Below are 22,911 nucleotides of genomic sequence, written 5' to 3' on the forward strand. Positions count from 1 at the left end.
GGCGGGCGCAAGGCCCCGCGCCACCCCGCCCCGGTGCCCTAACGTTCGAGGGGTCCGCACTCCTCGACGCGAAGGAACGCCATGTCCGAGACCGCCGCGCCCACGATGTCCCGCACCTCCGTCGAGCGCTGGTGGATCATCGCCGTCTCGCTGATCGCGATCGTGCTCGGCGTCATCGCCGTCCTGATCCCCGGTCCGACGCTGCTGACCGTCGCCATCGTCTTCGGCATCCACCTGATCGCCGCGGGCGTCTTCCGCCTGCTGCTGGCCTTCACCGCCTCGCGGCTCGATGCCCGGGTGCGCTGGCTCGCGGGCCTGCTCGGCGCCCTGATCCTGGTCGCGGGCATCCTGTGCCTGTCGAACCCGTTCGAGTCGCTGAGCGTCCTGGGCCTCGTGATCGGCGCGGGCTGGATCCTCGACGGCGTCTCGAGCATCACCAGCGGCCGCACCGTCGCCGGCCCCGCGTGGCTGCCGATCGCGGCAGGGATCGCCTCGGTCATCGCGGGCGTCCTGACGATCATCATGCCCGTGCTGGCGCTGGCCTCCTTCGTGACGGTCGCGGCCATCCTGCTGATCGTCGTGGGCGTCTCGGGCCTGCTCCTGCTCCCGGGCCGCACGAAGCGCCCCGAGGGCGCCGAGGCGTAGACCGCGCGGATGGCCGATCCCGATCTCGTCCCCGAGCTGCTCGTCGCCGACCTCGACCGGAGCCTGGGGTTCTGGTGCGGTCCCTGCGGGTTCCGGATCCACTACGCCCGGCCCGAGGAGGGCTTCGCGTACCTGGTCCTCGGCTCCGCGCACGTGATGCTCGAAGAGGCGGGGCGGGGCCGCAACTGGATCGCTGCACCGCTGGAGCGCCCGCTCGGCCGGGGGATGAACCTGCAGCTGCACGTCGACGACGCCGACCGGACGGCGGCGGCGCTCGCCGAGGCCGGGACGCCGCTGTTCTCGCCGCTCGAGACCCGCTGGTACCGGGTCGGAGCGGAGGAGGCGGGCGTCCGTCAGCTGGTGGTGGCTGATCCCGACGGCTACCTGCTGCGGTTCCAGTCGTCGCTCGGACGCCGACCGGCCCGAGCGGACGTCCCCGTCGCTCCCTGACCGGCCGACTGCGCCACCATCCGCTCGGCTCAGGACGTCATGCCAGCGAGTGACGACCGTGACACCGCGCGGCTGGTTCCCTCGGAGACATGACGCAGCACCCCGCCACCGCGACCCTCCCGCAGGTCCCGGCCGCCGCCCTCTCCGAGCCCGCGATCGAGCAGGCCGCCTCGGCGGAGCACGAGCCCCTCGTCCGTCCGGCAGACCTGGTGTCGGCGCTCACGGGCGTCGCGCTCTGCTTCTTCTCCCTCTTCGTCTACGCCATCGCGCACTGGCAGTACTTCGGCACGGACGTCGACGAGGTGAGCGTCCTCGGCTGGCTCGCGCCGCTGATCGCCGGCGTCGCCTGCCTGCTGTCGGCCGTCGTGTCCGTCGGGGTCCGCGCCTCCGGGCGCCGCGCCGAGCGGACCGCGGCATGATCCCCGTCCTCGCCGGGCCCGGCCTCGAAGCCGCGGAGCAGCTCCTCGTCCGCGCCGGCTGCCTCCGCCCCGAGCACCCGTGGGCGGCCGGTGCCGCCACGGAGGCCGCGCCGCGGATCGACTTCGCCGTCCTCGCCGAGCAGGCGTGCCTCCTCGACCTCTCGGAGGAGGCGGTCGCCCGCATCGCCGTGTCGCTCGCCACCGGCCGTCCCGTCGATCTGCGGAGCGCCTTCGGGCATCTCGCGCGCGACCACGCTCAGCTCGTCATGACCGCGGTCGCCGCTGCCGCCGGGCACGACCGCGTGAGCAGCCGGATCCGCGTGGTCGGCGACGAGCGCCGGGTCGAGACGGCGCCGCCCCTGGCCGTCTGGCCCTCCTGAATCCCCCGCCCGCCCCGATCGGGCGGGCGGGCTCGCCGATCCGACCCTGGGCTCCGCGTTCCTCCGATGCTCCGGCCCGGTGAGCCGTACGGAGGTGCCGTGCCGCCGACCCGCGTCGCTACGGCCTTTCGGAGGTGCCCGGTTTAGGGTGTCCGTGTGCAACGAGTCGACGATTTCCCAGGAGCCGGACCGGTGGCGACCTCACCCGAATCCGGTGACCAGGGGGAGGCGTCCGCGCATCGGCTCTCCCCGACGGCGACCTCTCCCGTGCAGGTGACGAGCGGCGAGGCCGGCTACCAGGGCGGCAACGTGGCCGATCCGGTGTGGCAGTCGTGGCGCGACGAGCTCGCCAAGGTCGGCGGTCCGTCGCCCCTGCTCCACTTCGTGGACTCGCCCCGGACGCGCATCGAGCTCTCGACCACGCACCCCGGCGGGCTGCCCCCGTTCATCTCGGGCAAGACGACGCTCCTCTCCTCGCTCATCCGCGACGAGCTCGCCCTGCGCACCGCGAAGAACGCCGCGGGTGCGATCACCGACAAGGGGATCGAGCTGCGCTCGGTCCGCGGCATCGAGGGCGTCCACCTCGCCATCGGCCTCGCCCAGTGGCGCGCCGGCGACACGGAGTTCACCGCACCCGTGCTCCTGCGCCCGCTCGCCATCCGCCGCTACGGCCGCGACTTCGAGCTCAAGCTCAAGGGCCAGCCCTACTTCAACCCGCAGCTCGCGCGTGCCCTCAAGCAGCAGTTCGGCATCACGATCGACCCCGAGCAGTTCGTCGAGCTGGCCGTGCAGAACGGCGTCTTCAAGCCGCAGCCGGTCATCGACCAGCTGCGCGGCCTGACCTCGCACCTGCCGTGGTTCGCCGTGCACCCGCGCCTCGTGGTCTCGAGCTTCGCCGACGTGGCGGGCGACATGCTCCGCGACGCCCGGATGCTCGAGCACCCCGTCCTCGACGCCGTCGCCGGGAACCCGGCCGCCAAGCGGGCGCTGCAGCAGTCGCAGAAGGTGGCGTCGATCATCCCGCAGGACGAGCGTCCTCCGGCGACCGACAACCTCCTCCTCGACGCGGACGCCGAGCAGGAGCAGGTGATCGCGAACATCGCGGCCGGCAACTCGCTCGTCGTGAAGACCCTCCCCGGCACGGGCGGCACCCAGACCATCGTCAACGCGATCGGCGCCCTGGCCGCCCAGCACAAGCGCGTGCTGGTCGTCAGCGCCCGCCGGTCGAGCCTCGACAGCATTCACCAGCGCCTGCTCTCGGCGGGCCTGGGCGGCATCGCGGTCGGGCCCCGCACGCTCCGCCGCGACCTCATCCAGTCGATCGGCCGCAACGAGAAGGCCGCGCGCCCCTCCGTCAGCGAGATCGACGACGCCCTGCTCCGGCTGCGGAAGGTGCTGCTCGACTACCGCGGCGCGCTCTCCCGGCGCGACGAGAGCTTCGGCGTCTCGGCGCTGCAGGCGCTCGAGGAGCTCGCCCGCCTCTCGCAGCTGCGGACGCCCCCGTCGACCGCCGCCCGCCTCGACCGCCGCTCCGTCACCGCTCTCGCGCACAGCCGCCCCGAGGCGACCCGGATGCTGATCGAGTCGGCGCGCCTGGGCGAGTTCCGCTACGGCCCGGGCGACTCGCCCTGGTACGGGGCCCAGTTCGACTCCACCGCCGACGCCGAGATCGCCCACGAGCTGGCCAAGCGACTGCACCTGCGCGACCTGCCGCGCCTGCTCGACCGCGCCCAGGACGTCATCGGCCAGACGCGGATGCGCCCGTTCGAGTCGGTCGCAGAGCTCGGCATCTACCTGCGTCTGCTGCAGGACGTCCGCGAGACGCTGGACAAGTTCCAGCCGGCCGTCTTCGACCGCTCGATCCAGGACCTCATCGTCGCCACCTCGCCGCGCCGCGAGGCCGCCGAGATGTCGTCCACCAACCGTCGGCGCCTGAAGAAGCTCGCCCGCGAGTACCTGCGTCCCGGCGCGCACGTCACCGACCTCAACGCGGCGCTCCGCCGGGTGCAGCAGCAGCGGACGCTGTGGCAGCGCTACGCGGTCGCCGGCACGATCCCCGAGGTCCCGGTCGGCGTCGCCGACGTGCAGGTGGCCTACCAGCAGGTGACCGACCAGCTGAGCCGTCTCGACGAGCCGCTCGGCCGCCGCGGGACGAACCTGCAGCTCGCCTCGCTCCCTCTCGCCGAGCTGGCCTCGATGGTGTCCGGCCTCGCCGAGGACAGCGAGGTGCTCGCCAACCTCCAGGAGCGGACGACCCTCCTCGCCACCCTCCGCGACTGGGGCCTGGACCCGCTGCTCACCGACCTCTCGCGCCGCCACGTGCCGGCCGAGCTGGTCGCGGGCGAGCTGGACCTGGCCTGGTGGCGCTCGGCGCTCGAGATCATGCTGACCGACGAGCGTGCGCTGCTCGGCGGCAACACGAGCGTGCTCGACCGGCTCGAGGCCGACTTCAAGCTCGTCGACGAGGCGCACGCCGCCTCGAGCGCCGAGCTGCTGGCCTGGAAGCTCTCCGAGACCTGGAAGATCGGGCTCGTCGACTGGCCGCAGGAGCGCGATGCGCTGCGCGCGCTGCTGCGCACCGAGGCGGCGACGACCCCTCAGGAGCTGCAGAAGGCCGCCCCGCACCTCTCGCGCGTGCTCGCTCCGGCCTGGCTCGCCTCGCCGTACGAGGTGCACCGCATCGGCACCGAGACGACCTTCGACGCGGTGTTCCTCGTCGACGCCGGGGCGACCACGCTGGCCGAGAACGTCGGAGCGATCCGCCGGGCGAAGCAGGTCGTCGCGTTCGGCGACCCGGTCACGCAGACCCCCACTCCCTTCGGCCTGCGCGTCGACGAGACGCCGGAGTTCGGCTCCACCGCCTCGCGGACCGACGTGGAGGCGCTGCACGCCCAGTCGGCGCTCGCCCGACTCGGCGAGCTGCTCAACACCGTCACGCTCACCCGCAGCTACCGCGCGGGCGGCGAGGACCTGGCCGAGCTGGTCAACCGCCGCTTCTACGGCGGCCGCATCGACTCCCTGCCCTGGGCCGGCTCGTTCCTCGGACACGACTCGCTCCGCTTCCACTACATCGCGAGCGGGCACGGCATGCCCGAGAACGACTCCGGAGCCGTCGAGTCCGTCGACGCCGAGGTCGCGAAGGTGGTCGAGCTGGTGCTCGAGCACGCGGTGATCCGTCCGCGCGAGTCGCTGATGGTCATCACCGCGAGTCCTCGCCACGCCGTGCGGGTGCAGCAGGCGGTGCTGACGGCCTTCGCCAAGCGCACCGACCTGAGCGACTTCATCCTCGGCGACCGTCCCGAGCCCTTCGCCGTCGTGACGCTGGAGCAGTCGGTCGCGCAGAGCCGTGACCGCGTCATCTTCTCGATCGGCTACGGCCGGACGCCCCACGGCCGCCTGCTGTCGAACTTCGGCGCTCTCGCGGAGCCGGGCGGAGAGCGCCTGCTGGCGGTCGGGATGACCCGTGCCCGCCGCTCGATGGACATCGTCTCGTGCTTCCGCCCGGGCGACATCGACGAGTCGCGCATGCGCTACGGCATGGTCGCGCTCGCGCAGGTGCTGCAGGAGGCGGAGGACCGCGTCCAGCCGAGCGACCGCGACGACTACTCGGAGCCGATGCTGGTGGATCTCGCCGCGCGCCTCGAGCGCCGCGGACTCCGGGTCAACATCGGGCACAAGGGCAAGCTGGCCCTCGTCGCCGCGCACGGTACCCGTGCCGTGGTGGTCGAGACCGACCGCGACGTGAGCACGCAGAGCCTGCGCGTGTCGCTGCGCCTGCGTCCGGAGCTGCTGCGGCGGCTGGGCTGGCACTACCTGCGGGTGCACAACTTCGAGCTGTTCGCCGACCCCGAGGCCGTGGCCGCGCGGGTGGCCGGGCTGATCGGTGCGACCGCGGGGGAGGAGCAGACCCCTGCTCCCGCCGCCGGCGAGGCTCCTGCTGCTCCTGCTGCTCCTGCTGCTCCCGCCGCTCCTGCCGCCGCCGCCGCTCCGGCATCGGGGGAGACGCAGCCCGTCGAGCCGCTGCCGCACGACTGATCGTGGCGCCGGACTTCGACGCCCCCGCGGGTGCCGACCGCCCGTTGCGGCGCACCCGCGGCGGCCGGCGGGCGACGCTCCCCGCGAAGCCCGGCACCGATCCGTCCCCGCACGACGCGCCGATCGCCGACCCCTCCGCACCGCCCGCGCGCCCCGACACCGGCCCGAACGACGCGCGCCTGCGCCAGGACGTCCCCCCGCACTACTGACGTCAGCCGGACCGGTCGGTGATCCGCGAGTCGAGACATGTCCCGTCGGCGACCTCTGACCTCCCCCCGGCGCGCCCCCGCTCGACGAGTGGATGGACGCGTGGAGACAGGGCCGGTCGGTCCCCGCCAGAGTTGCTCATGGTCCCGATCGGCGACCTCCCGAAGGTGCAGGTGCCGTCCGAAACGCGTGCCGGCGTTTCGGACGCACCGTTCGCGCAACGCTCTGCAAGACGTTCCCCCATCGGGAAGGAGACAGAGCGACTCAGTCGACGTGCTTGCCGGAGTTCGCGGTGGTGGCGGTGCCGTTGTTGGCGAGCAGGTCGCGGATGTCGGCGAGGAGCTCGAGCTCGGTGGGGGCCTTGTCCTCCGCGGCGGGGGCGTCGGCGGCCTTCTTGGCGAAGGCGGCGTTCTTGAGGTGGTTGATCGGCAGGACGAACGCGAAGTAGAGGACGAAGGCGACGATCACGAACTGGATCAGGGCCGAGACGACCGAGCCGTAGGCGATGACGGTCGGGTCCTCGCCGTTCTCTCCCGGCCGGATGACCCAGTTCAGGGTCTCGAGGGAGGAGGCGTCGAAGATCACGCCGATGAGCGGGTTGAAGATCCCCGTCACGATCGCGTTGACGATGGTCGTGAAGGCTGCGCCGATGACCACGGCGACAGCCAGGTCGATGACGTTGCCGCGGAGGATGAACTCCTTGAAGCCGTTGATCATGATCGTTCCGTTTCTGCAGTGAGCGGTGAGTGGCGGTTCAGCTCCCTGAGGAGGAGCCCGAGGAGGAGGACCCGGAGGAGCCCGAGGACGACGAGGAGGAGGACGATCCGGAGCCCGAGGACCCCGAACCGGACGAGGAGCCGCCCGAGCCGCCCGAGCCCGACGACCCGGAGGATCCCGAGGAGGAGCCGCCCGATCCCGAGGAGCCCGACGACGAGTCGGATGAGCCGGAGCCGGATGCGCCCGAGCCGGACGAGCCGGATCCCGAGGAGGAGGAGCCGCCCTCATTCGACTTCCCGCCGGAGCGGGAGTCGGTGCGGTAGAAGCCCGAGCCGTTGAAGGTCACGCCGACCGCGCTGAACACCTTGCGCAGCGCCCCCTGGCAGCTCGGGCACTCGGTGAGCGTGTCGTCGGTGAACTTCTGCTGGATGTCGAAGGCGTTGCCGCACTGCGTGCAGCGGTAGGAGTAGGTGGGCACAGGGGGCTCCTCGGAGGCGGGTGGGGGAGAAGGAGAACGGGGTCAGTGGCGCAGGTCGACGATGCCGGAGGGAGTGACGACTCCGTCGACGGCCTGGTCGTGGACCTCGCTGGGCACCCGGTCGACGAGCTCGCTGTCGAAGACGACGGCGTAGACCGGAGGGCACTTCTCCATCGAGCCGAGGGTCTTGTCGAAGTAGCCGCGCCCCCAGCCCATCCGCATCCCCTGCCGGTCGACGGTGGCGGCCGGGACGACGATGAGGTCGACGTCGTTGATCGCGATGGGGCCGAGCAGCTGCCCGACGGGCTCGGGCATGCCGAACAGGCCCTGGGTCTCGGTGTGGCCGTCGCCGACCGCCCAGTCGAGCAGGCCGTCCTGGCGTGAGACGGGGAAGAGGACGCGGATGCCGTGGCTCTCGGCCCAGCCCAGGAACGGCCGGGTGCTCGGCTCGTCCGGAGCGGAGAGGTAGCACGCGAGGGAGCGGGCCCCCACGCGGGTGGCGAGCTCGATCAGGTGGGTGGTGATCTGCTCCGCGGCCTGCTCGCGAGCGGTCGAGGTCTGCGTGCGGCGGCGCTCGCGCAGCTCGGCGCGCAGCGCCCGCTTCTCGTGCGTGATGTCGGCTGGCATGCGCTCAGTCTAGAACCGGGCCCCGCGCCGGCCTCCGCGCGGACGACCCTGAGGGACGCTCGTCCCGGACCGCCCCGGAACGGGGTCCGGCGCCTTCCGTCGCCGGTCCTGGCGCGAAACTCCCGCGACTTCCCCCGCCGCTAGGATGGCGCCCCATGGGCACTCGAATCCGCAAAGCAGTCATCCCCGCCGCAGGTCTCGGCACCCGCTTCCTGCCGGCGACGAAGGCCATCCCCAAGGAGATGCTGCCGGTCGTCGACAAGCCGGCGATCCAGTACGTGGTCGAGGAGGCGGCGGACGCCGGTCTCCAGGACGTGCTCGTGATCATCGGGCGCAACAAGAACGCGCTCGCCAACCACTTCGACTCGGTGCCCGAGCTCGAGCAGAACCTGTCCCAGAAGAAGGACGACAAGAAGCTCGAGCACGTCAAGTACGCCAGCGACCTCGCCGACGTGCACTTCGTCCGTCAGGGCGAGCCGAAGGGCCTCGGCCACGCGGTCTCCCGCGCGCAGCGCCACGTCGGTGACGAGCCCTTCGCCGTGCTCCTCGGCGACGACCTGATCGACGCCCGCGACCCGCTGCTCTCGCGCATGATCGACGTCGCCGAGCAGCGCGACACCACGGTGGTCGCGCTGCTCGAGGTCGACCCCGACCAGATCCACCTCTACGGCTGCGCCGCGGTCGAGGCGACCGACGAGGACGACGTGGTGCGGATCACCGGCCTGGTCGAGAAGCCCTCCAAGGAGGACGCCCCCTCGAACCTCGCGATCATCGGCCGCTACGTGCTGAAGCCCGACGTGTTCGGTGTGCTCGAGCACACCGCTCCGGGCAAGGGCGGCGAGATCCAGCTGACCGACGCGCTGGAGCGCATGGCGCAGGACCCGGCCGAGTTCGGCGGCGTCTACGGCGTCGTGTTCCGCGGCCGCCGCTACGACACCGGCGACAAGCTCGACTACATCAAGGCCATCGTGCAGCTCGCCTCCGACCGCGACGACCTCGGCAAGGACCTCAAGCCCTGGCTGAAGGACTTCGTCGCCGGCCTCTGAGCCCCGGCGAGCGCGCCTCCGGAACGGACGGGACCCCTGCTGCGGCACGGGATCCCGTCCGTTCCTCCGTTCCCCGAGGGCATGGAACGCCGCGGAGTCCAGTCCCCCTCCCGCAGTGCGGCGGAGCAGTAGGGTCGCATCATGCCGCTCCCGATCCCGACGCTCACCGAGGGTCGTGTCACCGTCCGCCCCATCCGCGTGCGCGACGCCCGCCCTCTCGAGCGGGAGCTGATCGCGAACCGGTCCTGGCTGCGCCAGTGGGAGGCGTCCGACCCCCGTGGAGGCGCCGCGTTCGACGTGCGCGCCAGCATCCGCTCGCTGCAGCAGAACGCGCGGGCCGGCGGGGGAGTGCCGTTCCTCATCGACTGGGACGGCGAGCTCGCCGGGCAGCTCAACATCTCGAACATCGGGTACGGCTCGCTCTCCTCCGGGTCGATCGGCTACTGGGTGTCCGAGCGCTACGCCGGGCGGGGGATCACTCCGATCGCCGTGGCCCTCGCGGCCGACCACGCCTTCCTCGACCTGGGCCTGCACCGGATCGAGATCTGCATCCGCCCGGAGAACCGGCCGAGCCTGCGCGTGGTCGAGAAGCTCGGCTTCCGCTACGAGGGCCTGCGGCGGCGCTTCATCCACATCAACGGCGACTGGCGCGACCACTTCTGCTTCGCCCTCGTGGCGGAGGAGGTGCCCCGCGGCGTGCTCCGCCGCTACCTCGACGGGCAGGTCCCGTCGGAGGTCGGCGTGCCGACCGACGCGGACCTCCGCGCCTCGCGCCGCTCGGGTCTCTCCGGACCCTCCGACGGCGCCGGTGTCCCTCCGACGGGGCCCCGGCTGATCCGCGATCCGCACGGACACACCTACCCGTAATGACGGACGGGAGTGCCCGGTGCTCCTAGCGTTGTCCGCATGAGTAGCGACTGGCTGGGCGGGGGCGTCGTCTGGGCGCTCGCCGCCGTTCTGTGGGTCGCCTACCTGATCCCCACGTGGATGCGCAGGCGGTCGTACAACGCGACCGAGCGCAACGCGGTGAGGCTGCAGCAGACGCTGCGGATCCTCGCCGAGACCGCGGAAGTGCCCGAGCACGTGCGTGCGGAGGCGACGGCCCGCGAGGTGGCGCTGCAGCAGCGCCGGCTCCGGGTGACCGAGACACGACGACGAGCCGAAGAGAAGGCACAGGCGATGGAGCTGGCACAGGCGGAGAAGGCGGCGCGCGACGCGCTGCGACGGGCGACCGCGAGCGCACGGCGGAGCACGCGGTCGGGGCCCTCGGTCCTGCGATGGCGCCAGGGCGCCGCGCTGGCCGTGCTGGTCGGCGCGGTCGCCGCGCTGGTCGGGCTCGTGATGCTGCCCTTCGGCGGTACGGGCGCGGTGCCGCTCGTCGGCCTGCTCCTCGCCGTCGCGGGGCTCGGCACGCTGATCCTGCTGGCGCCGGGTCGCCGCCGCGCCGCCGCTCCGGTCGCGACCGCGACGACGGCCGCCGCGACCGAGCGCCGGCGCGCCGAGGTCTTCGAGGCCGAGCTCGCCGAGGAGGCGGCGGACGACGCCTCCGAGGAGCTCGCCGAGGACCGTGCGAGCTGGACGCCGCAGCCGCTCCCCAAGCCGCTCTACCTCTCCCGGGGCACGGTCGCCGCCTCCGCGATGGCGTCGATCGACGCCGTGGAGCGCCTGCGCACCGCCGCGGCGGAGGCGGAGCTCGCCCAGCGCGCCGCCGCGACCGCTCCCGAGGTGGCGCCGCTGCGCGTCCCGCGTGCCGCCGCTCCCGCTCCCGAGGCTCCGCGTCCCTCCTCCCGCTTCGCCGCGATGGGCGTCGTGGACGGCGTCGACGCGATCGACCTCGACCAGGCGCTGCAGCGCCGCCGCGGGGCCTGACCCGAGTGCGAGGCGCCTGCTCGTCCGTGCTAGTGTGGACGAGTTGTTCGGGCCGGTGACGGCTCGGAAGGCACGGGTCCGTGGCGCAGTTGGTAGCGCGCTTCGTTCGCAATGAAGAGGTCAGGGGTTCGAATCCCCTCGGATCCACCACAACGGAAGGCCCGCTCGAGAGAGCGGGCCTTCCGTTGTGTGCCGGCGGCCCGCTCGGGAACCTCGCCTGTTCGGCGGGTCGACCGCCTCGCGGCCTCGACGCGCTCGTCGGCGGAGGAGTGGTCCGTCCGATCGGCACTCGGTACTAGGCGTCTCCGCCGATCCTGGCTCGACCGCCGAGGACGGCGACTCCCGTCGAGACTCCGGCGACTGCGACCATCGCGACGATGCCCAGTGCACGGAGCACGAACGCCTTGTGCTCCGAATCCTTCAGCGCTTCGTCGTCGATCGCTTCTTTGAACAGCCGAAGGACCGAGTAGCGGTCCGCCGCGCTCAGGGTGTCACGATCCAGTTCGCGGTTCAGGACAGCGCGGTACTCGGCGAAGGCCCTGTGAACCTTCTTCTGACTCTTCCAGTTGGCTCGAACGGCTGAACTCGCCTGATCTCGCACTTCACTGAACGAGTCGAGGACGAGATTCTTGAAATCCGGGAACTGCTCGACGACCTTCAGGGCGAGCTCCTCGCTCATGTTCGGCAGCTCGGATGCGAACGCGATGAACTTCTCTTTCGACAGATTCCTCCAGGAGTCGATACCGATCCTCTGCTTGAGATCGTCCTCGTTCGAGTAGTCCATGCTGATCCCTCTTCCCTCCACGGCGACGGCCGATCATCGCCTCAGAGTATCGAGGAGGAGCCGTCGGTCCACGTGCTCTCCGGGCGGGAGAGAGCGCGGGCCGGTCGTGCAGGTCCTGACGATCGGGCGCCCGAAGCTGTGGGCCGCCCGCCTCCGTGCGTCCTCCGTGTCCCCCATCCGGGCCGCGCCGGACGGGAGCCGCCCTCCTCCGGTCCGTCGGGGGATCCGCAGCGACGTACGCTCGCCCCTCGTGCTCTCGCAGCACGCGAGGCACTCGAGCGACGGACGACCAGGGGACGGGACGACATGGGGACCACAGCACACAGGGGACGGCGGAGAGCGGCAGGGGTCGGCGCGGGGGCGATCGCGCTCCTGGCGGGGCTCCTGGCGGCACCGCCGGCGCAGGCGTCCGGGACGCAGACGCTGCTCGCGCTCGGCGACTCGATCACGCGCGCGGCGACGACCTGCGGGCTTAACCGCGACTGCGTCGAGAACTCCTGGGCGACGGGATCGGCGCCCGCGGTCGACTCGATCGCGAGCCGGATGGCGGCGGCGGATCCGCGGACGGCGGTCCGCGCGGTGAACTACGCGAAGTCGGGCGCGGTCATCAGCGGAGTCGAGTCGCGGATCGACGCCGCGGTCGCGGCCGGGGAGGAGCCGGACGTGGTCACGCTGCTGATCGGCGGCAACGACCTCTGCTCGCTGAGCCTCTCGCCCGACTCCCGCGACGGCTACGCGATGACGCCCGCGGCCTCCTTCGCCGCGTCGGCGACCCGGATCCTGCGCTCGATTGGTGCGGAGTGGCCGGAGGCGACGGTACTCGTCGGCTCGGTCCCGGACATCGAGTCGGAGTGGGAAGCCGTGAAGCCGACGCCGGGCGCAGCGATCTGGGCCTGGGGCGGGGTCTGCAGGACCCAGCGCGGAGTCGACGCCACGACCGGAGCCCCGCTGACCGGCTCGGCCTACACCGCCTCGCTCGCGGCGGCGGAGGACCGGGAGGCCGACTTCAACGAGGCACTCGAATCGGCCTGCGCATCCGCCGCGAACGACTGCGTCTGGGACGGCGGCGCCCTCACGGCGGCTCCGATCTCGCTCGACCAGCTCTCGACGGACGTCGACTACTTCCACCCGAACGTCGCCGGCCAGGCGATGATCGCGGAGGAGCTGTGGACGGCCTGGGGCTTCGGCGACGAACCGGCTCCGGCCCCGACCCCGACTCCCACGTCGGCGCCCACCGCGGCTCCTGCTCCGGCACCCGCGGGCTCGCCCGCGCCGTCGCGCGACACGACGGCTCCGAAGACCGTCATCACCGCGCCGACGAGCGGATCGACGGTGCGCGGCTCTGTCACCCTGGTCGCCACCGCCAAGGACGACGTCGGCACGACGAAGCTGAGCTTCTGGAGCGGAGCCACGCGGCTGGGCGACGCGACGAGGGCGTCGGACGGCACGTGGCGCCTGACCGTCTCGGCCTCCTCCTACCCGGCCGGGCGGTACGCGATCGTCGCGCACGCCTCCGACGCCGCAGGGAACCTGGGGCGGAGCTCTTCGATCACCCTCAAGCGCTGAGCGGCTGAGGGGGCCGTCCGTCACCGGCCCCCTCAGCCCCGCGCGACGAGCAGCACGTCGGGACGATCCCAGTTCTCGACGGTCTGCAGCACCCAGAAGATCCCGAAGAGGGCGAGCGCGACGGCCTCGCCGAGCAGGAGCCACTGCTCGCCGAGAAGGTCCGCTCCCCGCCCCGTGAGAAGCAGGAGCACCAGCGCCGCATCGACCGCGGCGATCAGCACCGCGAGAACGGCGTAGCAGCGGGAGTAGAAGCGCGGCGTCCCCGGCCCGCTCGCTCCCTCCTCGCGCACCGCGACGGCGTGCAGACCCGCGGTGACGGCGATGAGGAGGAAGAAGACGCCGGCGGCGGCGTAGTGGCCGAGCCGCAGGAACGACGGGAGCGTGCTCCAGGCCGCCAGAGCGATCAGGAGGGCGGCGGCGATCGCGGTGCGGACGAGCGCCCAGCGGTCGAGGACCCGGTCGAGGGCGAGCAGGATCACGGAGGCGACGAGGACGGCCGCGGCCGTGACCAGGTAGGCGGGCAGGGAGGCGGCGACCTCACCCGCGGCCGTCGCGGGAAGGCACGACGCCCCTCCCGCCGGGCACACCGCTCCCTGGAGGCGCTGCAGCTCCTCCGAGGCGAGGGGCACCGGCACGATCGCGATGACCGGCGCCGTCATGCCCGCCAGCAGCAGGAGGAAGCGCCGCACGCTCCTCCCGGCGAGGACGACCAGCGCGACGCCGACCGCGAAGAGCGCCCCGGTGAAGAGGGAGCGGACCGGGGTGTAGTACGAGGCGCTGATCGAGCGCAGCGGGCCTCCGACGACGAGCTGGTGGACGAGGCCGGCCGTGAGGAGCACCACGGCCGCCACCAGGGAGAGGCGGACGTAGCGGTAGGTGCGGAGGGAGGAGACGGCGCCGCCCCCGCCCAGCGCGTCGCCGCGGGCCACCCGGCTACTCCGCGCGCAGGCCGGAGGAGGCGAGGGCGAAGTCGACGTCGATGCGGATCGCGACGCGGAGGGGGTTCGGGCGCGGGGTGCGGTAGCGCTGGGAGTAGAGCTCGACGGCGTGCTGCACGGCGTCCGGCTCCTCCTCGATCGACGCCGGACCGCCCAGGCTCAGCCACCGGATGCCGTCGACCTGCCCGACCGTGGCGGTGCCGCCCCGCCGGACGTTGAGCACTTTCTGGCTCTCGCGGGAGGTGATGACGCGGACGACGCCGTCCTCGTAGGTGAAGCCCACGGCGACCACGTGCAGGCGGCCCTGGCGGCCGGGGGTGGAGAGGGTGGCCAGGTGGCGCTCGGTGACGAAGGCGAGGCCGTCGGCGCTCAGGATGCTCATCCCGCGAGCGTAGCCGGAGGCGCCGACGCGCTCCTGGGGGCGGACCGCCGGTCAGCCCTCGAGGATCAGCGCCTCGCCCTGGCCGCCTCCGCCGCAGAGCGCGGCGACGCCCAGACCGCCGCCCCGGCGCCGGAGGGCCAGCGCCAGGTGCAGGGCCAGCCGTGCTCCGGAGGCGCCCACCGGGTGGCCGAGCGCGATCGCCCCGCCGTCGAGGTTGACCGCTTCGGGCTCGACGCCCAGGTCGTCCGCCGACTGGAGGACGACGGAGGCGAACGCCTCGTTGATCTCGATCAGGTCCAGGTCGGACACCGCTGCACCGCGGCGGCCGAGCGCCCGGAGGATCGCCGCCGACGGCTGCGAGTGGAGGGAGTTGTCCGGTCCGGCGACCTGCCCGTGCTCGGCGACGGTCGCGAGCCAGGGCAGTCCGCGCTCGCGGGCCCAGCCGCGGGACACGACGACCAGCGCGGCGGCGCCGTCGGTGATCGGGGACGAGCTGCCCGCCGTGATCGTGCCCTCGGGCGAGAACGCGGGGGCCAGCCGGGCGAGCGTCTCGACCGTGCTGTCCTCCCGGATCCCGTCGTCGGCGGACACGACGAGGTCCGGTCCGCGCCGCTGCGGAACCGCGACCGGCACGATCTCCTCGGCGAGCACGCCGGTGGACCGTGCCGCGGCGGCCCGCTGGTGCGAGAGCGCGGCGAAGGCGTCCTGGCGCTCGCGGCGGATGCCCCGTGCGGCGTTGCCGTCGTCGGTCACCCTCCCCATCAGGCGGCGGTCGAACGGATCGAGCAGGCCGTCGTGGAGGAGCGCGTCCTCGAGCGGACGCGGACCGACACCCAGGCCCGAGCGGGATCCGAGCAGGAGGTGCGGCGCGTTGGTCATCGACTCCTGCCCTCCGGCGACGACCACCTGCGCCTCGCCGAGCCGGATCATCCGCGCCGCGTCGATCACCGCGGTGAGACCCGACAGGCAGAGCTTGTTGATCGTGACCGCCGGGACGTCCCAGCCCAGGCCCGCGAGGACCGCGGCCTGTCGGGCGGGGCCCTGACCGGCTCCGGCCTGGATCACCTGGCCGAGCACGACCGCGTCGACGTCGGCCGCGGAGGCGCCCGAGCGCTCGAGAGCCCCTCGGATCGCAGCGGCGCCGAGCTCGACGCCCGAGAGCGGCGCGAAGGCTCCGGAGAAGCGGGCGAACGGGGTGCGGGCGCCCCCCAGGATCACGGGGGTGGTGTCGTCAGTGGACACGGGGACTCCTTCTCGACGGTGAGAGCGGGGGAAGCGGTGGGGAGACGGATGCCGGGAGCCGGCCCGGCTCAGGGAACGAGCAGGATCTTCCCGCGGACGTGGCCGTCCTCGCTGAGCCGGTGCGCCTCGGCGGCCTGCTCGAGCGGGAGGCGCGGACCGGTCGCGACCGCGAAGCGCCCCTCGCTCGCCAGCCGGGCGGCGAGCGGCACGCCCTCGCGGCGGAGGCGCTGCTCCTCCTCGGTCAGCGGCACGGGACTGCCGCCGCTCCAGGCCCGGATGCCCAGCTCGGCCGCCCGAGGGCCGGCGACCACCGTTCCGACGTGCTGCGGGTCCTCGACCAGCGCGAGCGAGGCGGCGAGCGCCTCGTCCGTCCCGGCCGCGTCGAGCACGCGGTCGACGCGGCCGGGCGCTGCGGCGCGCAGCCGCTCGAGCAGTCCGGGCCCGTAGGCGACCGGCACCGCTCCGAGCGCGCGCAGCACCTCGTGGTTCGCCGGGCTCGCGGTGGCGATCACCCGGGCTCCGCGGTCGACGGCGAACTGGATCGCCGCCCGGCCGACCGCTCCGGCGCCCGCGTGGACGACGAACGTCGATCCCTCCGCGACGCCGAGCGAGACCACCGCCTGGTAGGCGGTGGAGACCGGGATGCCGAGCGCGGCCGCCTCCTCGAAGCCGAGTCCGTCGGGGAGCGGATCGAGGGAGTCGGGGGAGACCGCGACGGCGGTCGCGTAGGTACCGGTGGCGCCGCTGACGATGACCCGGTCGCCGACGCTCCAACCGGTCACGCCCGGACCGACGGCGGAGACCACGCCGGAGCCGTCCGACCCGAGCCTCCGCGGACCGTCGAACGGCGGGCTCAGGCGCAGGCCGGAGCGCACCTTCCATTCGATCGGGTTCACGCCGGCCGCGCGGACGGCGACCACCACGGTGCCGGGCCCCGCCTCGGGCTCCGGCGCCTCGACGGTCTCGAGCACCTCGGGCCCGCCGATCCGCTCGTACTGCACGATCCTCGCCATGTCGTCCTCCTCCTCGCGGGCCACCGCCCGCTCCGATCGCCTCAGTCCAGCAGACTCTCGCGCACCTGGCGGCGCAGCACCTTGCCGATCAGCGAGGTCGGCAGCTCGTCCACCGGGACGATCCGCCTGGGCACCTTGTAGGGCGTCAGGTGCAGCCGGCAGAAGTCGCGCAACGCCTCCGGATCCACGGCCGTCCCGGCCCGCAGGACCACGGCCGCCGCGACGCTCTCGCCGCCGTCCTCGCGGGGGAGCCCGACAACGGCCGCGCGCGTCACGTCCGGGTGCGACTCCAGCACTCCCTCGACCTCGGAGGGGGAGACGTTGAAGCCGCCGGTGATGATGAGCTCCTTGGCCCGGTCGACGATCGTCACGAAGCCGTCGGCCGAGACGGTCGCGATGTCGCCCGTGCGCAGCCAGCCGCCGGGGAGGAGGGCCTCGGCCGTCTCCTCCGGCCGCTTCCAGTACCCCTGGAACACCTGCGGCCCCCGGAGCAGGAGCTCGCCGGACTCGCCCGGGCCGCGGTCGACCGACGGATCGGCGGGGTCGACGAGGCGGATCGTCGTGCTGGGGAACGGCACGCCGACCGTGCCGGGCCGGCGGGTCGGGCCGACCGGGTTCCCGAGGGCGACCGGCGAGCTCTCGGTCATGCCGTAGCCCTCGACCAGGAGTCCCCGGCTCGCGCGCTCCCAGCGGTCGACCGTCGCGACCGGCAGGCTCATCGCTCCCGAGATCGCGAAGCGGATGCCGCGCAGGTCGAGCTCGTGGCGCTCGGAGGCGCGGGCCAGCGCGTCGTACACGGGCGGCACCGCGGGGAGGAAGGTGGGCGGCGACGACTTCGCGGCCGCCTTCACGAGGCCGACGTCGAAGGTCGGGAACAGCACGACCTTCGCGCCGATGCTGATCGCGAAGGTCAGGCACAGCGTCAGCCCGTAGGCGTGGAACAGAGGGAGCACCGCGTAGAACGTCTCGTCGCCCTCGCGCAGCCCCGGCACCCAGGCGCGGCCCTGCAGGGCGTTCGCGCGGAGGTTCGCGTGCGAGAGGATCGCGCCCTTGGGCGTGCCGGTGGTGCCGCTCGTGTACTGCAGCAGGGCCGTGTCGCCGAGGACCGGGCGGGGGTGCGAGCGCGCGATGCGGCGGTTCTTCAGCAGCGACGCGAAGGGCACCAGGGAGCGGCTGCGGGGGGTCGCGGTCAGCTTCTCGCGCGACCGGCGCACCGACGGCAGGGGGAGCCGCAGCGCCAGGCGCTTGCCGAGCGGGAAGGAGCGGGTGAGGTCGACGGAGACGACGCGCTCGATGCCCAGATCGGCGGGCATGGTCGCGACGACGTCGGCGATCTTGTCCCAGACGACCGCGAACCGGGCGCCGTGGTCCTCGAACTGCCGCCGCAGCTCGCGCGGCGTGTAGAGCGGGTTGTGCTCGACCACGATCGCTCCGAGGCGGAGAGCGGCGTAGAACGCCACCACGTGCTCCGGGCAGTTCGGGAGCACCAGCGCGACGCGGTCGCCGGCGCGCACGCCGAGGCGCCGCAGGCCCTCCGCCGCCCGCGCGACCTGCTCGCCGAGCTCGGCGTAGGTGGTCTCGGCGCCGAAGAACTCGAGCGCGGTGCCGCGGCGGTACCGCGCGACCGAGTCCTCGAGCAGGTCGACGAGCGTCTGGGTGGGAGGGTCGATCTCGGCGGGCACGCCCTCCGCGTAGGAGGTCAGCCACGGCTTCGTCGCCAGGTTCGAGGATCCGGAGGTCACGGGCCGAGTATCGGGCACCCGCCTCCGCACTTCCTCCGAGGCGCGCGGAGGGGGTGCCGCACCGGGCGCGGGAGCGGCAGGCTGGCGGCATGAGCGCAGCCATCGACCTCCTCCGCGACGCCTTCGGCCGGGTGCACGAGAACGTGCACGCCGTCCTCGACGACAGCACCCCCGATCAGCTCGCGTTCCGCGCGGACGCCCGCTCGAACTCGCCCGCCTGGCTCGTCTGGCATCTTGTCCGAGTGCAGGACGACCACCTCGCCCCGCTCGCCGGCCACGAGCAGGTGTGGACTGCCGACGGCTTCCACGGCCGGTCCGGCCTGCCCTTCGGGCCCGACGAGACCGGCTACGGGCAGGAGCCGGCCGAGGTGGCGGCGCTCGCCGCGGTGCCGGCCGCGGTGCTCGCGGAGTACGCCGACGCCGTGCACCGGCAGACGCTCGCCCTCCTCGACACGCTCGGCGACGAGGACCTCGAGCGCGTCGTCGACGAGCAGTGGGATCCGCCGGTGACCCTCGGGGTGCGGCTGGTCTCGGTGATCGACGACGACACGCAGCACATCGGCCAGGCCGCGTACGCGAAGGGTCTCGCCGAGCGCTCGGCGCGCTGAGCCCGGCCTCTACGCTGGCGTGATGTGCGCGCTCCGGACCCTGCCCGCGAGCGCGGTCCTCGCCCTCGCCACCGCGCTGACCCTCGTCGGCTCCTGGATCCCCTCCTACTGGAACGACGAGGCCGCGACCCTCCGCCTGGCACGGCTCCCGGTGGGGGAGCTCCTCGCCTTCGTGCAGGAGAAGGACGCGGTGCACCTGGTCTACGGCCTGCTGATGCACGGCTGGATCGCGATCGCCGGGGAGTCGGAGCTCGCGGTGCGCGCGCCGTCCGCTCTCGCCACGGGAGCGGCGGCGGCGGGCATCGTCGTCCTGCTGCGATCGTTCGACCGGCCCCGGGCGGCACTCCTCGCCGCCGCGGTGCTCGTGCTGCTCCCTCGGTCCTCGTTCTCGGGGACCGAGGCGCGATCCTCCGCTCTGGCCACCGCGCTCGTGGTGGGAGCGGCGGTCCTCGTCGTGCGGGCGGCCCGCTCCGGAGGCGCCCTGCGCTGGACCGCGTTCGCGGTCGTCGCGGGACTGTCGAACGCCGTGTTCCTCTACTCCGTGCTGGTGCTGCCGGCTCTCGTCGCGCTCGCCGCGGCCGCGGCGCCCCGGGGTGCCGGGAGGGCTCTCGCGGCGAGCGCCCTCTCGGCACTGGGCGCCGTGCCGGTGCTGCTCCTCGCCGCCGGGCAGAGCGGCCAGGTCGGCTGGCTCCGCTCGCAGCCCGTGACCGCGTTCACCGTCCTGGTCGAGCCGTTCTTCGGATCCGCGTGGTGGCTGGCCGGGATCGCCGGCGCGCTCCTCGCGGTCGCCGCGGTGCGGGGCGGCCTGCGCGGCCCGCTCCTGCCGGCCCTCCTCCTCTGGATCGTGCTGCCGACCGCGGTGCTGGTGCTCGGGACCCTCCTCGTCGAGCCGATGTTCACCCCGCGCTACCTCGCGTCGAGCACGCCCGCTCTCGCGGTCCTCCTCGGCCTCGCGCTCGACTCGTTCAGGGCCCGGACGGGCGTCGCCCTCCTCGCCCTGACCGCGGTGGCCGCCTTGCCGGTCCTGGTGCAGATGCGCACGGTCACCGGGAAGCCGGCCGGGCAGGATCTCCGCGGTCTGGCGGCCGCCGTCGAGGAGCGGGCCCGTCCGGGCGACGCCGTCCTCCTCGGCTCCTCCGGGACGGTCTCGCTCCGGCCCCGCCTGGCGCTCGCCGCCTACCCGGAGGCGTTCGCGGGCGTGGACGACGTCGCCCTCGGCGCTCCGTACGGGACGACGGGCACGTACTCGGACGTCCTGCTGGAGGGCGAGGCGCTGCGTGCCGCGCTCGCCGGGGCGGACCGGGTCTGGCAGGCGCTGCCGGAGGGCGAGGCGGACGCGGTGCTCGCTGAGGCGGGGTTCGTCGCGCGCGAGCGGATCCGGGTGCCGACGACCGTGCTGACGCTGTGGGAGCGTCCGGAGGGCCGCTGATCCGGAGCGCTCGGGGCGTCGCAGCCCCGGAGTGGAGAGACGCCGGAGTGCCCGGAGCCCCGCCGACGGGGAGCCGCTACCCTTGTCCCCGGCGCCGTCGCAGAGCGGTGGCGTCCGCGGAGCGAGGACCGCGCCACCGAGAGGACCCGAACGTGACGTTGCCCGAGACCACCACCACCGCCATCGCGAAGCGGAAGGGGCGCGACGTCGCCCCCGAGATCGCGCGCTCCTGGCTGCTGGTGAACGCCACCCGCACCGAGACGTTCGACGCCGCGCACGCGTCCCGCGCCGACCAGATCGTCCTCGACATCGAGGACGCGGTCGACCCCAAGGCGAAGCCCGACGCGCGGACCGACGTCGCGGAGTGGCTGACCGGCGAGAAGCGCGCCTGGGTCCGCATCAACGACCACTCCACCCCGTTCTGGTCCGACGACGTCGACGCGCTGAAGGGCCTGCCCGGCCTCGCCGGCGTCATGCTCGCCAAGACCGAGGCCGCTGAGCACGTCACCGAGACCTTCGACCGCCTCGGCGGCTCCACCCCGGTGCTCGCCCTGGTCGAGTCCGCCCTCGGCATCGAGGAGGCGGTCTCGATCGCCCGCGCCCGCGGCACCTTCCGCCTCGCGTTCGGCAGCGGTGACTACCGCCGCGACACCGGCACCAGCGCCGACGATCTCGCGATGGCCTACCCGCGCTCGCGCCTGGTCGTCGCCTCGCGCATCGGCGACCTGCCCGGCCCGATCGACGGACCGACCGTCTCGAACAGCCACCCCGTGCTGCGCGAGCAGTCCGCGCTCACGGTCTCGCTCGGCCTCACCGGGAAGCTGTGCCTCGACACCGAGCAGCTCGCCGTGATCAACGAGGTCATCAGCCCGACGCCGTCCGACGTCGCCTGGGCCCGCGACTTCCTCGACGACTTCGAGGCTCGCGGCCGCGTCATCCGCGACGGCAGCGACCTGCCCCGGCTGGGCCGCGCCAAGAAGATCGACAAGCTGGCCACGGCGTTCGGCGTCAACCCGCTGTGACCCGTCGCGGGGAGGGCGCCTCCGCGGCACACTGAGGGAGCCGCGGAGACCCTCCCGCGCAGGACGGAGACTCCGATGGGCGCGGTCAGCACCTTCCTCTGGTTCGACGACGGCGCAGGGGAGGCGGCGCGCTTCTACACGGAGCTGGTGCCGAACTCGCGGATCACCGGAAGCCAGGTGCTGCCGGAGGGCTCCCCGTCGCCCGGCGAGGTGCTGTCGGTGACGTTCGAGCTCGACGGGCAGCGGTTCCAGGCGATCAACGCCGGGCCGCGGTTCCCGTTCACCGAGGCCGTCTCGATCGTCGTGACCGTCGGCGGCCAGTCCGAGCTCGACCGGCTGTGGGACGCCCTGATCGCGGACGGCGGCGAGGAGAGCCGGTGCGGCTGGCTCCGCGACCGCTGGGGGCTGTCCTGGCAGATCGTGCCGGAGGTCCTCCCGCGTCTGCTCGGAGGCGCCGACCCCGAGGCGTCCGCGCGCGCTCTGCAGGCGATGCTCGCGATGAGCCGCCTCGACATCGCGGAGCTGGAGCGGGCCCATGCCGGCGCGTGACTCCGCCCGCCCACGCCGCTCGACCTCGCTGCGGCGCGCGTACCTCCGCGACTACCGCTACGCCTACGGCTCGCGCTTCGTGCACCTGCGGGAGGGCTGGGACGTGTCGCGGTACGCGTCCGGCGACGGCGCTCCGGTGCTGCTCATCCCCGGGATCTACGAGACGTGGCAGTTCCTCCGGCCCATCGCCGAGAGGCTGCACGCGGCGGGCCATCCGATCCACGTGCTGCCCGCGCTCGGCTACAACACGCGGCCGATCGTCGCGTCGGCCGGACTCGGCCAGGACTACCTGCGCGAGCACGATCTGCGCGGAGTCGTCATCGTCGCGCACAGCAAGGGCGGCCTGATCGGCAAGCACATGATGGTCGTCGACGACCGCGAGGACGGGCGGATCGAGCGGATGATCGCCGTCTCGACCCCGTTCAACGGCTCGTCGCTCGCCCGGATCGCCCCGGCGCGGGCGCTCCGGGAGTTCGCACCCCACCGCCCGATGATCCGCACCCTGCTGGCCGAGCGCGAGGCCGACGCGCGCATCACGTCGATCTACGGGATGCGCGACCAGTACATCCCCGGAGGGAGCCGCCTCGCCGGGGCGCGCGAGAACATCGCGGTCTCGGTGGTCGGCCACTTCGCGCTGCTCTCGAGCCCGAAGGTGCTCGACCTCATCGCGGCCCGGGTCTGAGGCCGGACCGGATCCGCTGGGCCCGCCGCCCACGTGAGGCGCCTGCCGTGCGGCGCGACCTCGACCGGAGGACGGCCGCCT

At 73.4% G+C, this 22,911-nt stretch carries 24 protein-coding genes and 1 tRNA gene; 16 read left to right on the forward strand and 9 right to left on the reverse strand.

Features of this window, described 5'->3' with window-relative positions; genetic code table 11:
* Window positions 1-81 precede the first annotated feature (81 nt).
* The 6 genes from C5C59_RS04540 (at window position 82) to C5C59_RS04565 (ending at window position 6,138) form a co-directional block, all read left to right on the forward strand.
* Window positions 82-645 (forward strand): HdeD family acid-resistance protein, encoded by a 564-nt coding sequence (locus tag C5C59_RS04540; RefSeq protein WP_104232862.1) that lies wholly within the window; start codon window positions 82-84, stop codon window positions 643-645.
* Window positions 646-654: 9 nt separating this feature from the next.
* Window positions 655-1,095 carry a VOC family protein gene (locus tag C5C59_RS04545; RefSeq protein WP_104225074.1) on the forward strand — a complete coding sequence of 147 codons (441 nt, stop codon included), beginning with the start codon at window positions 655-657 and terminating at the stop codon, window positions 1,093-1,095.
* A gap of 89 nt (window positions 1,096-1,184) precedes the next feature.
* Window positions 1,185-1,514 carry a hypothetical protein gene (locus C5C59_RS04550; RefSeq protein ID WP_104226447.1) on the forward strand — a complete coding sequence of 110 codons (330 nt, stop codon included), beginning with the start codon at window positions 1,185-1,187 and terminating at the stop codon, window positions 1,512-1,514.
* Window positions 1,511-1,894, forward strand: coding sequence for a hypothetical protein (locus C5C59_RS04555; RefSeq protein WP_104238332.1), 384 nt, complete (start codon window positions 1,511-1,513; stop codon window positions 1,892-1,894). Before C5C59_RS04550 ends, C5C59_RS04555 begins: the two co-directional genes overlap by 4 nt.
* A gap of 192 nt (window positions 1,895-2,086) precedes the next feature.
* Complete coding sequence (locus tag C5C59_RS04560) at window positions 2,087-5,929, forward strand: DEAD/DEAH box helicase (RefSeq protein WP_374953880.1); 3,843 nt, start codon at window positions 2,087-2,089, stop codon at window positions 5,927-5,929.
* 2 nt (window positions 5,930-5,931) lie between these two features.
* Entirely contained in the window at window positions 5,932-6,138 is a 207-nt protein-coding gene (locus C5C59_RS04565; RefSeq protein ID WP_104238331.1) for a hypothetical protein, read from the forward strand.
* Between the two features lie 262 nt (window positions 6,139-6,400).
* Here the strand turns inward: C5C59_RS04565 and mscL are convergent, their stop codons facing one another.
* Genes mscL through C5C59_RS04580 form a run of 3 tightly spaced genes read right to left on the reverse strand, consistent with a single transcriptional unit; the run spans window position 6,401 to window position 7,958 of the window.
* Entirely contained in the window at window positions 6,401-6,853 is a 453-nt protein-coding gene (mscL, locus tag C5C59_RS04570) for a large conductance mechanosensitive channel protein MscL (protein WP_181067745.1), read from the reverse strand.
* Between the two features lie 37 nt (window positions 6,854-6,890).
* Window positions 6,891-7,331: an FmdB family zinc ribbon protein gene (locus C5C59_RS04575; RefSeq protein WP_104238330.1), complete on the reverse strand. Its 441-nt coding sequence runs from the start codon at window positions 7,329-7,331 to the stop codon at window positions 6,891-6,893.
* 42 nt (window positions 7,332-7,373) lie between these two features.
* Entirely contained in the window at window positions 7,374-7,958 is a 585-nt protein-coding gene (locus tag C5C59_RS04580; protein WP_104238329.1) for a 5-formyltetrahydrofolate cyclo-ligase, read from the reverse strand.
* 155 nt (window positions 7,959-8,113) lie between these two features.
* Between C5C59_RS04580 and galU the strand changes: the two genes are divergently transcribed.
* The 4 genes from galU to C5C59_RS04600 all read left to right on the forward strand — a co-directional run bounded on the left by galU (window position 8,114) and on the right by C5C59_RS04600 (window position 11,023).
* Window positions 8,114-9,004, forward strand: coding sequence for a UTP--glucose-1-phosphate uridylyltransferase GalU (gene galU / locus C5C59_RS04585; protein ID WP_104223218.1), 891 nt, complete (start codon window positions 8,114-8,116; stop codon window positions 9,002-9,004).
* 141 nt (window positions 9,005-9,145) lie between these two features.
* Complete coding sequence (locus C5C59_RS04590) at window positions 9,146-9,871, forward strand: GNAT family N-acetyltransferase (protein WP_104223217.1); 726 nt, start codon at window positions 9,146-9,148, stop codon at window positions 9,869-9,871.
* Between the two features lie 39 nt (window positions 9,872-9,910).
* Complete coding sequence (locus C5C59_RS04595; RefSeq protein ID WP_104238328.1) at window positions 9,911-10,873, forward strand: hypothetical protein; 963 nt, start codon at window positions 9,911-9,913, stop codon at window positions 10,871-10,873.
* A 74-nt stretch (window positions 10,874-10,947) separates the two neighbouring features.
* Window positions 10,948-11,023: transfer RNA gene (locus tag C5C59_RS04600), tRNA-Ala, on the forward strand.
* Between the two features lie 145 nt (window positions 11,024-11,168).
* On the opposite strand, the gene C5C59_RS04605 is transcribed toward C5C59_RS04600, so the two are convergent.
* Window positions 11,169-11,657: a hypothetical protein gene (locus C5C59_RS04605; RefSeq protein WP_104226443.1), complete on the reverse strand. Its 489-nt coding sequence runs from the start codon at window positions 11,655-11,657 to the stop codon at window positions 11,169-11,171.
* 306 nt (window positions 11,658-11,963) lie between these two features.
* Between C5C59_RS04605 and C5C59_RS04610 the strand changes: the two genes are divergently transcribed.
* Window positions 11,964-13,223, forward strand: coding sequence for a GDSL-type esterase/lipase family protein (locus tag C5C59_RS04610; protein ID WP_104238327.1), 1,260 nt, complete (start codon window positions 11,964-11,966; stop codon window positions 13,221-13,223).
* Between the two features lie 32 nt (window positions 13,224-13,255).
* On the opposite strand, the gene C5C59_RS04615 is transcribed toward C5C59_RS04610, so the two are convergent.
* The 5 genes from C5C59_RS04615 to C5C59_RS04635 all read right to left on the reverse strand — a co-directional run bounded on the left by C5C59_RS04615 (window position 13,256) and on the right by C5C59_RS04635 (window position 18,540).
* Entirely contained in the window at window positions 13,256-14,152 is an 897-nt protein-coding gene (locus C5C59_RS04615) for a hypothetical protein (RefSeq protein ID WP_104238326.1), read from the reverse strand.
* Between the two features lie 4 nt (window positions 14,153-14,156).
* Window positions 14,157-14,543, reverse strand: a complete 387-nt coding sequence (locus C5C59_RS04620; protein ID WP_104238325.1) for a pyridoxamine 5'-phosphate oxidase family protein — start codon at window positions 14,541-14,543, stop codon at window positions 14,157-14,159.
* Window positions 14,544-14,594: 51 nt separating this feature from the next.
* Window positions 14,595-15,785, reverse strand: a complete 1,191-nt coding sequence (locus C5C59_RS04625; protein WP_104238324.1) for an acetyl-CoA C-acyltransferase — start codon at window positions 15,783-15,785, stop codon at window positions 14,595-14,597.
* Between the two features lie 68 nt (window positions 15,786-15,853).
* Window positions 15,854-16,822: an NADP-dependent oxidoreductase gene (locus tag C5C59_RS04630; RefSeq protein ID WP_258062579.1), complete on the reverse strand. Its 969-nt coding sequence runs from the start codon at window positions 16,820-16,822 to the stop codon at window positions 15,854-15,856.
* A gap of 17 nt (window positions 16,823-16,839) precedes the next feature.
* Window positions 16,840-18,540, reverse strand: a complete 1,701-nt coding sequence (locus tag C5C59_RS04635) for a long-chain-fatty-acid--CoA ligase (protein ID WP_104238323.1) — start codon at window positions 18,538-18,540, stop codon at window positions 16,840-16,842.
* A gap of 89 nt (window positions 18,541-18,629) precedes the next feature.
* On the opposite strand from C5C59_RS04635, the gene C5C59_RS04640 reads away from it, so the two are divergent.
* The 5 genes from C5C59_RS04640 to C5C59_RS04660 all read left to right on the forward strand — a co-directional run bounded on the left by C5C59_RS04640 (window position 18,630) and on the right by C5C59_RS04660 (window position 22,830).
* Window positions 18,630-19,148 carry a DinB family protein gene (locus C5C59_RS04640; RefSeq protein ID WP_104238322.1) on the forward strand — a complete coding sequence of 173 codons (519 nt, stop codon included), beginning with the start codon at window positions 18,630-18,632 and terminating at the stop codon, window positions 19,146-19,148.
* Window positions 19,149-19,170: 22 nt separating this feature from the next.
* Entirely contained in the window at window positions 19,171-20,577 is a 1,407-nt protein-coding gene (locus C5C59_RS04645) for a glycosyltransferase family 39 protein (protein WP_104238321.1), read from the forward strand.
* A 158-nt stretch (window positions 20,578-20,735) separates the two neighbouring features.
* On the forward strand, window positions 20,736-21,599 hold the full coding sequence (locus C5C59_RS04650) for a CoA ester lyase (protein ID WP_208543400.1): 864 nt from the start codon (window positions 20,736-20,738) through the stop codon (window positions 21,597-21,599).
* Between the two features lie 75 nt (window positions 21,600-21,674).
* A complete protein-coding gene (locus tag C5C59_RS04655; RefSeq protein ID WP_104223207.1) occupies window positions 21,675-22,148 on the forward strand; it encodes a VOC family protein in 474 nt (157 codons plus the stop codon).
* Window positions 22,135-22,830, forward strand: coding sequence for a triacylglycerol lipase (locus C5C59_RS04660; RefSeq protein ID WP_104238320.1), 696 nt, complete (start codon window positions 22,135-22,137; stop codon window positions 22,828-22,830). The genes C5C59_RS04655 and C5C59_RS04660 overlap by 14 nt, the downstream gene beginning before the upstream one ends.
* The last annotated feature ends 81 nt before the right edge of the window (window positions 22,831-22,911 follow it).

The organism is Rathayibacter sp. AY1F4, assembly GCF_002931775.1.
Taxonomy (GTDB): Bacteria; Actinomycetota; Actinomycetes; order Actinomycetales; family Microbacteriaceae; genus Rathayibacter.